Origin of the sequence: Mesorhizobium sp. M0018 (genome assembly GCF_040323955.1) — a bacterium.
Lineage (GTDB): Bacteria > Pseudomonadota > Alphaproteobacteria > Rhizobiales > Rhizobiaceae > Mesorhizobium.
The window spans coordinates 16,254-27,129 of the sequence record NZ_JAMYVL010000039.1; the positions used below are offsets into that span (position 1 = coordinate 16,254).

A 10,876-nucleotide genomic window follows, 5' to 3' on the forward strand; every position below is an offset into this window, starting at 1 on the left:
TGAAGCAATTAAACCTTAGTCATCCGTGACACCAGGGCACTATCGCCCGTGCCCACCTTTGACTGCAGCGATCATTTCACTGATGTCGGCCCGCCGGCCTGATGGGATCTGATCGGGATCGGCTGGGCAATCTTGGGGACGCGCATCAACCTGCTCTCGTCTTAGCGGCCTACCCGGGTTCACCGTCCCCGCGAGGGACGTCCTAACGGCAGGATCCGTTGTCGATGCCCGCCGTATTTCTACTTATGCTTATCCTCTTGTCTTCAAGATACGACTGCCGCAGCACGGCCTGTCGGGATAAAGCGCTCTGCGCTGCGCATCATCTGGTGCAGCCACCGCTAGCCTGCGCGCAAATGCAACCTTGGCCTTTCGCATCCCGGCCCGCTTCGCCACAGCAAGCGCACCAAGACTTCAAGGCCGAGCCCTCCACCGGTCGCGTCAGCAAGACGTTGGCCGCCTCGTAGAGCACCACAGGCACCCCATGTTCGCCGACCTTGAAGATCCGCCCCGTGACGTCGGTGTCAACAAACTGGTACTTTCTCGGCGTCCCGAATGGCGTCCACCATCCGGGAACAAGCGAATCCGCGACGGGTCGTCAAGCTGTGCGATGCCGCGCACATCTTTGCGATCCGTCTTCACCGGCATTGCCTTTGAACGCGTCGCGCACGTGGCGCGTCCGGAGAAGCTCCACTGCCAGGCCGGAGACGCCTGCAGCCTAGCAAATAGCCATTGCGATTGCGGTTAGAGCCTGGCTTCGGGATCGGCGGCATGTGGGTCGTTCGACCGCTTCTGGCCGTGGAAATCCGTTTCGGCGTTGCGCCTACCGCCCTGAGCCGGCGGCTCGTCAGAGCCGTCCTTCGGCCTGACGCTCTTCATCAGGAGCGTTCGGTTGGATAAAGACGGTCGCCGGGCAGGACAAGACCAGGTTCCGCGGCCGTGATCGTGTCGGATGGGTCTTCACCTTAGCGGCGGCGGACTACAATCTGGTGCGGCTGCCGAAGCTCATGGCGGCGCCGACATGACTGCCCGCTCAGGTTGCCAGCTGATCGGCCGCTGGCGCATCGTCGAGGCCGATCTTGGGATCGGGACCATCTCGACCTCGACGGGCCAGCCACGATCACCATCGGGACGGATAACAACGGCGAGATATCCTTCGGCCCTCTCCAGGCCGGCCTCGATGTCAGCTACAGCTCATCGATGGTCTTCTTCACCTGGGGCGGTGGCGATGAGATGGACGAAATCAGCGGCGACGGCCACGCCCAACTGCTCGACGACGGTTCGATTGAGATCACCTTATCCTATCACAACGGCGACGAGGCCTTTCTCAGAGCTACGCCCGGCAAGCGAGCCGCAGGCGCTTTATGAGGCCTTGCGGAAAGTCGATCTGCCGCTGGAACGCGTCGGGCTCGATGCCTGCTTTCTGGCGGGCTGGCTTTATGATGGTATTCGCGCCGAAGAATTGCCGGCCATTTGCATTGAGACCCCGGGCCAATGCAGCGATAAAGACGATGCCGAACAGGACGGATCGCAATGAGGCCCGCGCTTTGGCGCAGATCATGCGCACCGGCAGATACCGACAGGCGAAGAGTCAGCAGTATCGGCTCTGGCGGTCCCTCCTCGTCGCACGACGCACGGTCCTCAAAATGTGGAGGATCGAGAGCGTAGTCAGGTCGATTCAGCGGGAGGCTGGCATCAAGCTTGGCACGCCAAGCCGTGCAGCCTTGATCGCGTGCGCGAACTGGTTCGCGCAGATACGGTCGTCACGGCGCTTGTCGAGCCGCTTCTGGCGATCGTGGCCAAGATGCTGCGCGAGTTCGGGCCACTGACAAAGCAGCTCCTCAATCGCCCGCAAGGAGCAAGTCTGTCGCGACTGATGAGCGTTCCAGGTGTGGGGGCCATCACCGCGCTCGCCTCCGTGCCACGATCGATCAGACGGACCGCTTTCGCCGGTCGAGGGATCTGGGCGCGCATCTGGGCTTGACCCCGGCACGCTATCAATCTGGTGAGACGGACATTCAGGGCAAGGTCAGCCGATGCTGCGACGAACTCGCCCGCACCGCTCTGTCCGCTTCGGTAAGGAAGCCGGCCCGGCATTGGCATGAAATAGACAAACGGACAAACGAAGAGGAAACACCGTGGTTCGCCCGAAAGGGTGATCCGGATCGTTCCGGTGAGGACGATGGGCAAGGCGATCTCGTGGGCAGCTAGATCCTGGGGCAGACAATCCCAAGTCGCTCAACAGATTGAGACGCCTCGCTCTCCTGCCCCCATCATGCGGCGGCCCGGCGCCGACCGCGAAGAGAAGCGAGTGACTTGCGGGGCGACATGGTCCGGAAAAAAGAAGCAGGAGAAGCTTGACCTCACCAACCCGATCAAAGAAGCCTTCTAGATATCCCGCCGCGCCAACTAACATTATTAAGTGCCCACCTCATGCATGTAACAATAATTATAAATTTCTTTCATTTCACATAACACTGATTGCGATGTATATAATCGTTCCACGGTCATTTCCGCCTGACGGGTGACAACGGTCTATATAAATTCTGTATTTGAATTTCTACCATATCCATAACTAGGGAACCTTATCGAATTGTCTGAGAGAACTTATATGCCCACTGCAAAAACTGACGCAGGCGCCGGGGGCCCGGCTGTTTTCCGCAACGCCGGACGCATTGCATTCCTTGGTACCGGCAGAATGGGGCGACCCATGATCGCCAAGCTCCTGGAAGCCGGCTATCGAGTAGCCGTCTACGATATCGAGCCCGCAGCGGCGAAAGACGTGCTGGACAAGGGAGCCCGATGGCATGACGCGCCGCGCGAAGCGGCCCGCGATTGCGAGATCGTAATCACTTGCCTGCCGATGCCTCGCGACGTCCTTGACAACATGACGGGCGAGAAAGGCGCTTTAGCTGGAATGCCACCGGGCAGCGTGTGGATCGACGCATCCACCACCGACTACCACAACACGCTTGAGATCGCCCGTCGGGCGGCAGCAATTGGCGTGTATTCGCTCGAAGCGCCCGTAAGCAACCTGTCCCACATGGGGGTCGATTTTAGCAACGTTAGCTTTTTCGTCGGCGGGCCACAGGAGGCCTATGCGCCTAGCGAAGCCGTATTGCAAACCATCGGAGCCGTATCTTTTCATGTTGGAGACATCGGTCAAGGCCAATCTGTCAAACTGCTGACGAACCTGTTGTTTTACACGGCTGCCGTTGCGTGCGGGGACGCGCTCTGCAAAAGCGTGCTCGCCGGCGTTCCAGCGCAGCAGGCGTGGCGGAATTTTGCTAGCTCTGCGGCGAACTCAGTCGCGATCGAACAGTTCGCCCCGTTTCTCCTGGATGGCAGTTGCGACTGCTCCTGCACCCTGGAGATTGCCGTGAAGGACATGGACTTGACTGTTCAGTTGGCCGACGAACTGGGCGTGGGGCTGCCGATGGGGCGTGTCGTCGAAAAGCGGTATAGCGAAGCAGGACGGAAGTTCGACCGATACGACAACCATCTGCGAGTCGTTGAATTGGCGCAGGCGGCCTACGGCGTTCGACTACCGGTGCCGGGATATCGCGCGCCATCTAAGTACGGGGCCGACTCCGCGCATCCGCCAGATCAAGAATTTCTTATCGATTCCATTGGACGGGTCAAACCGAAGCGCAAGCATGTGTTTCCGCTTGAGGACGTCGCGCTCAGCGACGCTCAAATACTGTTGTTGGAGTCTTTGGCGGCAGAACTCACCCACGTGAATCGCTTGGTCCTTGATGAGGCGTTCAGCCTTGGACGCGGCATGGGCCTGAGCGAAGCCCTGATTCACGACGTGATCACCTGGAGTGTGGGCGCCTCCGCATGGTCGGACAGCCATCCTCGGCGAAACGACAACGAAGACCTTAAAGACTCAGTCGCGCCCATTGCGCCGACAACGACTGTACTTAATCTAAGCTGTATCTTTACGGAGGAAGTTTAATGAAAACCCTCGATCACCAGACGTCGCTGGACCAAGCCGCAAGAAAGCGCATCAAGGACTCTCATGCCCTCGACGGCGACGCTGGTCGCCTGGTCCACTTCTATCGCGGATGGGCCAGTTCCTATGAGCTTGATGTCGGCCGCGAGGAGTACTGCGGACCAATGATCGTGGCGGAACTCGCAGCTGCCGTGCAGACAGCCTACTTGGCCAAGCAACGGACGGCCATCACAGTCTTGGACGCGGGTTGCGGAACTGGCCTCGTCGGCGTGCAACTGGAGCGCCTGGGCTTCCGGTTGATCGACGGGATCGACCTCTCCGAAGATATGTCCGAACGGGCCCGGAAAACTAGCGTCTATCGCGAAGTCCGAGGCGATGTCGACCTCAACGGGCTGCTCTCCGGCCACGCCAATGCGACCTATGACATCACGGTCTGCTGCGGCGCGTTCACGCTCGGGCACGTTCGACCGGACGCACTGCGCGAACTCGCTCGTGTGACGCGCCCCAACGGATTCATCATCGCAAGCACCCGCAAGAGCTATGCGGAGGCTACATCCTTTGAAGATGAGGTGCGGCATCTGCAGGACGAGGGCGTGCTTGTGACGACGCAGCGTTTAAACGACGGAAGATACTTGGCGGAGGAGGGCGCGCATTACTGGGTTTTTCAGGTGACCGACAAAGCCAACGTAACAACGGAGGAGCAGCTATGATCACGCTACCGCAAATCTCACTGATGAAACTGGCAGCCGGTGTAACGCGAAAAGAAGAGTTCGAAAGGCTACGCCTGGCCTGCGAGGAGTACGGGTTCTTCTACCTTGAGCATGGGATACCGAAAGAACAGATCGCAGAGGCCATTCAAACTTCCCGGCGCTTCTTCGCGTTGCCACAATCGACAAAGGAACGTTACGGTCACTCCGCCCAAGATGTATACCCTGCTACCGCCCGTGGGTATAGTCCGCTCCACGGCGAGGTGCTACATCCCGAGGCTGGCCCCGATCCGAAGGAAATGTTCGACCTCGGAATCGAGAACGAAGGTGACCGGCGTCCGTTTGCTGGTTGCACATGCCTTCCGGATGATGCGTTGGCTCCTGGGTTCGCTCGAAGTCTGCTTGCTTTGCAGGCTACTGTCGTCAATGAGGTTGTTCCGAAGCTCGGAATTGCCCTGGCCGAGCTGCTCGGAATGGAAGAGGGCTGGTTTCAACGTTATTTCACCCCCCCAACAGTCCTGCAACGCGTGATTCGGTATCCATCCACCGGGGGCACGGCCGCCAAGCACACGGACAATGGCTTCTTCACGTTGCTGCTGCAGGAGGAACTACCCACGCGCTCCTTGCAGGTGTGGTTCCAGGGACGCTGGGTGCCGGTCCCGAGCCTACCCGACAGTCTCGTAGTCAATCTGGGCGACATGCTTCAGACCCTGAGCGACGGCCGCTTCATGAGCACGCCGCACCAGGTTGTGCACTGTGGTCCGACTGACCGGATTTCTCTACCATTTTTTATCTATCCTGACATCGACGCTCGCCTGACTTCGCGGCAGGGGCAGCAGGCCTTCGCCGTCGCGGAAATGATGCTGCGCAACTTCGAGTCAATCTGGCAAACTGGGGATGGTGCTGGACGCGCGCGAGAGTTGCGGTAGATCGTTAGGTTTGTCACGCATGAGCAATGGCGACGAGGCGCACCTTGACATGCTGCACCTCGGGCCTCGCCTCGTCGGCACGGCAGCCGGACTTCATGACCTTTTGGAACACCTCCACCTTCCAGCGCCGGGCGTACCAGCCGAGTTTCTCGACAGCCACGGAGAGATCTTCGACCGCCGGGTTGGTCACCAGCTTCCGTCGATCGGCTCGGGACCGGCCGGCGGGTTCTCTTCCAGGGCATGGATGTAGGTCTGAACCTGCGGACTGTAACGCTTCTGTGCGGGCACAAGCCCATTTTTTTATATGCGGCAGTCAGCGGTCGTCCTGCATAATCGCGAGGAAGCAGCAACCCTCCGAGGAGGAAGCGCTGCACCGCTCTGAAGATTGCAGGATCACTCCGGCCACTGATCAAGCGCTTTGTCGTTTGCTTTGCACCACGTGAAGAAGGTGTTGATACCAGTCGCCCTCCGACGAAGCGCACGGAGCAGCTGCAAATCGGACCAGCTGACCTGAGTGTCGGCCACCCATCTATGATAAAGTAACATCGCAGCAGATACTTTAAATACCGTTATGAACTCTTCGCAATCGAAAATCGCTGACGATGGTACCTTCAGCCGCACGGGTCTGAGGTTAGGTAGGGAATGAAACCGGATCCCTGTTTATGCTTGTACCCTCGGAGCACACAACGGAGAGCTACGTCTATGTTAAAAAGAGCGCTCATTCTCGTTGAAGGCCATAATGGTATTGGCCTCCTATATATAAAAGCAGCCCAGCGCCTTGGCCTTCATACAATCACCCTTTCATCTGATCCAACTCGGTACGACTATCTAGCGGCGGAAGGCGTTGAGGCAATCCGTGTCGATACAAACAGTCTCGATGGGTTGATCCGCGCAAGCGCGCTGCTGCGCGCAACGTATGACATTGCTGGCATTACTGGCTTTGCGGGCGAGGACGAGTCGATCTACGTGACAGTTGGAGAGCTCTGCCGACATTTCGACCTGCCGGGCCCGAACCCCGCATCGATTGAACGATGCTGCAATAAATTTACTCAACGTGAGCTCCTCGCGGATGCCGGCATTCCAATGCCTGATTATCGATTAGCAGTCGATGAGTCGGACGTTGAAAACGCCGCCGCGCAGATTGGTCTACCGGTAGTCCTTAAGCCGGCCCTAGGCAGCGGCAGCATTGGAGTCAGATTGTGCTGCAACGTCGATGAATTAGCCGAACATGCGAGCTATCTATTGAACGGGAGGCACACATGGCGGTCTTCGCCGCTAATATTGGTCGAAGAATTCGCGCAAGGGCCACACTATTGCGCTGACATAATGGGAAATGAAGTCATTGGGATCGAGGCCGCTGAATTCAGCCCCCCACCTCATTTCATCTTTCGCGAGTACACTCATCCAGCCCCGCTGAATGAGGAGGAGTATGCACTCATCGCCGATGTCTCGCTGAGCTGTTTGCAAGCTCTCGGCCTTGGCTGGGGGCCATCCTCCGTTGAATTCCGTTGGACGAAGCGTGGGCCAGTCGTGATCGAAGTCAATCCACGTATTGCCGGCGGGGCCAACCCTCAACTGCTTCATCTGGCTTACGGCATCGATCTTATCGCCGAGCACATCAAGCTTGTCATCGGTGAGGAATGGGATTTGCGCAAAAGGCATTCGCATGCTGCGGGCGTGCGGTTCCTGATTGCAGATCGGGATGGTACCCTAGATTGGATCAGCGGCGTCAGTCAGGCGGCCTCTTTGCCAGGTGTCGCCGAGGTGGAATTTTATAGTAAACTCAAAATGCCGATCGTCAGAAAAGGCGATTACCGAGACCGCATGGGACATATCGTCGCTACTTCAGCTGATTGTGCTCAGATTAGGTCGATACTTGACCATGCAGTTGACTTAGTTAGTTGGTCGATCACACCTTTTACAAACCCCGGCGAACAGGAACAATATGAAGGCCCTCCTGCCGCTGGCCGAAGCAACGGCACCTAACCCGCTTCTCTCACCGCGCCCCCAGGCTCGAGTCGCATCTTGACCGGCGCGGTGGTCGGCGCTGCTCTTTGCGGTTTTGAAAACGAGCGCAGCCAGCGCTGCGGGGAGCGGCGGTGCTGGCTTTGCAATTTTCCTCTGTCGGGAGGGTTGAGGTCCGGCGGCGTCACCGGGCCGCGGCGCAAATTGCGAGCCTGGTGGGCGATTCCGAGGCGGTGCAAGGAGCAGATCAGGACGTAGGCAAACGTGGCGAACCAGAGCCGCAGCTGATTGGCGCGCATCGTGTGAGCGCCGGTGCGGTCGGTGTAGAGGTCGAACTGGCACTCCTTGATCCGGTACTCCCTGCCGATCGCCGACACGACAAGCTAAACTTTGGAAGTTTCAAACGGCACTTATGGGGAGTATTGAGCCGGCATCCACACAGTCTGATCGGTTCTTGCAGCGCCATGACATCAGTCGCCTGCCCGGCATCGAGGCGCCAAGCCGCGCAAGAAGTTCAAGGCCTACCCGATCGGCTACTTCCATATCGACATCACCGAAGCTTGGACCGAGGAGGGCAAGCTCTGGATGTTCGTAGCCATCGAGCGTGTAAGCAAGTTCGCCTTCGCCGCATCGTCTTGACGGGCTTGCTCGATTCGACCCTTGCGGCCGCCATCGTGGATGCCTGCGTGTGCGGCGGTGAAGTCGTGGCGAGGCAGCCGGTCGATTTTCGCCGCGGCATCGATGGCCTCGTTGCCCTGTCGCCTCAGCTCTTGCAGCCGATCCCTATTGCGGTGACGTCTTTGTTTCCGCCCAAGCACGGCGACAGATTTGAACCTTCTGTTTTGGGACGGAAGCGGCATGGTTCTGGCCTCCAAATGGCTCGAATCCGGGCGCTTCACCTGGCCACCGATCCGCGACGGCTCGGTCGGGCTGACGCGCGAGGAGTTCGCCCTTCTGGTGGCCGGCCTCGACGGGACGAGGGTGGCAAAGAAACACGTCAAACGGCCGGTCAGAGCGGCGTGAAGTAACTGGATAGCTTGAAGATTCGGGGCTGCTTGGTAGCGTTGATCATGTCGCCCCGCCCTGATTTGGCCATCGGATCCTGCCGAGCTGCAGAGAATCGTTCTGGCAATTGAAGCCGAGAACGCGGAGCTGCCCGCCTGCCGATCTGTTTCGGTAGATGATCTTCGGGGCAAAACCGGAGAAGCTGGCCGTCCTCGATCCGACGCAGATCGCGCTCGATCTCGAGGTGCCGGTCGCGGCCAATCACGATGCCGCCGAAGACAAGGATCATCCGCGACGCGGTCGGCATCGCGCAACATCGGGCTGCCAACGTAGCGATGAAGACGATGCCCAACACGACCAACCGCAATGACGCCCGCGCGCTGGCGCAGATCATGCGCACTGGCTGGTGTCGGCAGGTGCATGTCAAAAGCAGGCAGTGCCGGCTGTGGCGTTCGCTGAACGTAGTGCGGGCTGATCCTGCGCGCGGCCGGCGTCAAGCTGGGCTGCCGTCGCGCAGCGCGTTTGCCGGCCGCCTGCGTGAGTTGACCGGCGCCGACGCCGAAATGATGGCGATGGTCGACCTGCTGAGACTCAGGCCGGAGAACGGCAGACAATCGGGGTTTTCGGACGCTTAGAAGGCGTTCCTTGTCAAGCGGGGTAAAGACTACGCCGGTGGCAGAAATTTGTGGCAGGGTAGAAGAACGTGATCCCGAACACCCCGTTCGAATTGACGGCAGGTCGGCCTATTCGCGCACTGCTTCCGCGACTTCAAGCAGCCGAATTGTAGTAATTCCGTTCAAAAGCTCAACCTTGATTTATGATTGACAGTTGGTTGAACAGAATCTGCGCTTTACAATTCAATAATTCCGAGTTTCAGCGCTTTTAGAGCCGCGGTTGTTCTGCTGGCCGCATCCATTTTTCGCTTCACGTTTTTTATGTGAAAGTTAACAGTATCTACAGATATTCCTAGAATCATACCTATTTCCCACGACGATTTCCCTTTCGCCGTCCAAAGGATGCACTCTTTCTCTCTTGGGGAAAGATTAGGGGTCTGCTCGATGCCGCTTGATTGAGCGAATTTACCAACTCTCAGATGGAAATGTAACGCCGCGAGCTGCAAGTAGGTGATTGCTCTATTTTGGAATTCACCGTCCCAGGCTTGTGCAAAGTTCATGATTGCAAAGCGGCCGTCGGGCCCGTGCAATGGAACGCTAATGCCTGATCTTAAGCCGAACGTCGCCGCCTCGTCGAAAACGCGCCGTTCGTCTTCAGTCGTGCTTTCGTCGTTGTACACATCGCTCCACCGAAAGACTTCTGCTCGCCTCCGACTCCTCTTGATGGTGGGGTCTATCCTGTCATAACCCATTTCGAAATATCGCTCCTGCCATTCAGGAGGATAATTCAGCATGACCGCCGGATCGCCTCGGGCCGGCCTTAGGCCTTTTTGGTCCGGTGCAATAGAGCCATACGCAATCCACGGACAATCAAAATTCAGGGCAAAATCAGATAACAGGTCGAACAAATGCTCGGATTTTGCAACGCGATCGGTTTGGTCGAGAAATCGGCCAAACTCGAGCGCAAACGCCTCCCTGGCAGCCTCAGGAAAATGCATCGCCGGGACCAAAGAAAACTGGCTGGACACTCTAGCTGAGAGCCCTCGAAGTGGCGGGCGTTCCATGGTCTCTGCTCCGTAGCCATTTTGCGCTGGATTTGTCACTGGCGCACCAAAGCTGCCGGCAGTAGAGCTCGGGGCTTCGCGCGCCGTCCTAAGCAGGCCAGCATCGTCAAAGTTCTAACATCTCAATGCAATCGGCATAGTTATTTTAATTTGAAGTTATTTAATGCTAGCGTCATTCGCGCGCAACATAGCTAAAACAATGTCGACATCGTATTTTTTTATATACACGATAATGGGTATCAATATTTTTGAGCGTTTTACAAACCGCATCATTTAGTCGCCGCGCAGACATTCTACCGAGAAAGTAGTCGAAATCCGCGACCTCAGATCGGCGTGTCACATCGGCGGCGCGAAGACTTTTCTTGCACCTGCGCGGCCCGTGCGGTGGTGCACTAGTTGGGTCCAGCTCGAATAATTGCGATGCTATCTGAGACCGGTAGCACCTGGAGCGCCAAGAGCTTTATGACAATGTCGGTTCGGATCAGCCCGAGGCCGTGACTGAAAGGCCCCCATTGCGGCGGATGTGACACCTTCACTGTAAGCGCGAATTTCCCCGCACCTTTTGCTGTTGAGTGCTCTGATGCATGAGGTGTCCACCAAAATAGGTGGACACCTTGTGATGGAAGAAGATGAGCAGAAA

General features: G+C 57.8%; 8 protein-coding genes and 7 pseudogenes. 10 read left to right on the forward strand and 5 right to left on the reverse strand.

Annotation, left to right across the window (positions count from 1 at the left end; all coding sequences use genetic code 11):
• Positions 1–744 precede the first annotated feature (744 nt).
• Positions 745–876 (reverse strand): annotated as a pseudogene (locus NKJ81_RS30680) (IS5/IS1182 family transposase); the annotation flags it as partial.
• Positions 877–881: 5 nt separating this feature from the next.
• Here NKJ81_RS30680 and NKJ81_RS30685 point away from each other — a divergent pair.
• The 6 genes and pseudogenes from NKJ81_RS30685 to NKJ81_RS30710 form a co-directional block, all read left to right on the forward strand.
• Positions 882–1,022 (forward strand): annotated as a pseudogene (locus tag NKJ81_RS30685) (IS5/IS1182 family transposase); the annotation flags it as partial.
• A 175-nt stretch (positions 1,023–1,197) separates the two neighbouring features.
• Positions 1,198–1,365, forward strand: a complete 168-nt coding sequence (locus tag NKJ81_RS30690) for a hypothetical protein (RefSeq protein WP_352542750.1) — start codon at positions 1,198–1,200, stop codon at positions 1,363–1,365.
• Positions 1,328–2,064, forward strand: a pseudogene (locus tag NKJ81_RS30695) (transposase); the annotation flags it as partial. The gene NKJ81_RS30690 and the pseudogene NKJ81_RS30695, both read left to right, overlap by 38 nt.
• A 544-nt stretch (positions 2,065–2,608) precedes the next feature.
• Positions 2,609–3,955: an NAD(P)-dependent oxidoreductase gene (locus NKJ81_RS30700; protein ID WP_352542741.1), complete on the forward strand. Its 1,347-nt coding sequence runs from the start codon at positions 2,609–2,611 to the stop codon at positions 3,953–3,955.
• Positions 3,955–4,662 (forward strand): class I SAM-dependent DNA methyltransferase, encoded by a 708-nt coding sequence (locus NKJ81_RS30705; protein ID WP_352542742.1) that lies wholly within the window; start codon positions 3,955–3,957, stop codon positions 4,660–4,662. Before NKJ81_RS30700 ends, NKJ81_RS30705 begins: the two co-directional genes overlap by 1 nt.
• Positions 4,659–5,588 (forward strand): 2-oxoglutarate and iron-dependent oxygenase domain-containing protein, encoded by a 930-nt coding sequence (locus NKJ81_RS30710; protein ID WP_352542743.1) that lies wholly within the window; start codon positions 4,659–4,661, stop codon positions 5,586–5,588. The genes NKJ81_RS30705 and NKJ81_RS30710 overlap by 4 nt, the downstream gene beginning before the upstream one ends.
• A gap of 13 nt (positions 5,589–5,601) precedes the next feature.
• On the opposite strand, the gene NKJ81_RS30715 is transcribed toward NKJ81_RS30710, so the two are convergent.
• Positions 5,602–5,778 (reverse strand): hypothetical protein, encoded by a 177-nt coding sequence (locus tag NKJ81_RS30715; RefSeq protein ID WP_352542744.1) that lies wholly within the window; start codon positions 5,776–5,778, stop codon positions 5,602–5,604.
• A gap of 512 nt (positions 5,779–6,290) precedes the next feature.
• Between NKJ81_RS30715 and NKJ81_RS30720 the strand changes: the two genes are divergently transcribed.
• A complete protein-coding gene (locus tag NKJ81_RS30720) occupies positions 6,291–7,574 on the forward strand; it encodes an ATP-grasp domain-containing protein (RefSeq protein WP_352542745.1) in 1,284 nt (427 codons plus the stop codon).
• A 194-nt stretch (positions 7,575–7,768) separates the two neighbouring features.
• Here the strand turns inward: NKJ81_RS30720 and NKJ81_RS30725 are convergent.
• Positions 7,769–7,912, reverse strand: a pseudogene (locus tag NKJ81_RS30725) (transposase); the annotation flags it as partial.
• 47 nt (positions 7,913–7,959) lie between these two features.
• Between NKJ81_RS30725 and NKJ81_RS30730 the strand changes: the two are divergent.
• Positions 7,960–8,177 (forward strand): annotated as a pseudogene (locus NKJ81_RS30730) (IS481 family transposase); the annotation flags it as partial.
• 47 nt (positions 8,178–8,224) lie between these two features.
• Positions 8,225–8,576 (forward strand): annotated as a pseudogene (gene tnpB, locus NKJ81_RS30735) (IS66 family insertion sequence element accessory protein TnpB).
• Here tnpB and NKJ81_RS30740 read toward each other — a convergent pair.
• Positions 8,563–8,910: a hypothetical protein gene (locus NKJ81_RS30740; RefSeq protein ID WP_352542751.1), complete on the reverse strand. Its 348-nt coding sequence runs from the start codon at positions 8,908–8,910 to the stop codon at positions 8,563–8,565. The pseudogene tnpB and the gene NKJ81_RS30740 overlap by 14 nt on opposite strands.
• On the opposite strand from NKJ81_RS30740, the pseudogene NKJ81_RS30745 reads away from it, so the two are divergent.
• Positions 8,876–9,145, forward strand: a pseudogene (locus tag NKJ81_RS30745) (IS110 family transposase); the annotation flags it as partial. The gene NKJ81_RS30740 and the pseudogene NKJ81_RS30745 sit on opposite strands and share 35 nt — an antisense overlap.
• Positions 9,146–9,408: 263 nt before the next feature.
• Here NKJ81_RS30745 and NKJ81_RS30750 read toward each other — a convergent pair.
• Positions 9,409–10,236, reverse strand: a complete 828-nt coding sequence (locus tag NKJ81_RS30750) for a helix-turn-helix transcriptional regulator (RefSeq protein ID WP_352542746.1) — start codon at positions 10,234–10,236, stop codon at positions 9,409–9,411.
• Positions 10,237–10,876 lie beyond the last annotated feature (640 nt).

Bases quoted from the DNA above. Each gene is read 5' to 3' on its own strand.
- NKJ81_RS30710 (WP_352542743.1), top strand. From the start codon at position 4,659: ATGATCACGCTACCGCAAATCTCACTGATGAAACTGGCAGCCGGTGTA.
- NKJ81_RS30690 (WP_352542750.1), top strand. From the start codon at position 1,198: ATGGTCTTCTTCACCTGGGGCGGTGGCGATGAGATGGACGAAATCAGC.
- NKJ81_RS30705 (WP_352542742.1), top strand. From the start codon at position 3,955: ATGAAAACCCTCGATCACCAGACGTCGCTGGACCAAGCCGCAAGAAAG.
- NKJ81_RS30720 (WP_352542745.1), top strand. From the start codon at position 6,291: ATGTTAAAAAGAGCGCTCATTCTCGTTGAAGGCCATAATGGTATTGGC.
- NKJ81_RS30700 (WP_352542741.1), top strand. From the start codon at position 2,609: ATGCCCACTGCAAAAACTGACGCAGGCGCCGGGGGCCCGGCTGTTTTC.
- NKJ81_RS30750 (WP_352542746.1), bottom strand. From the start codon at position 10,236: ATGGAACGCCCGCCACTTCGAGGGCTCTCAGCTAGAGTGTCCAGCCAG.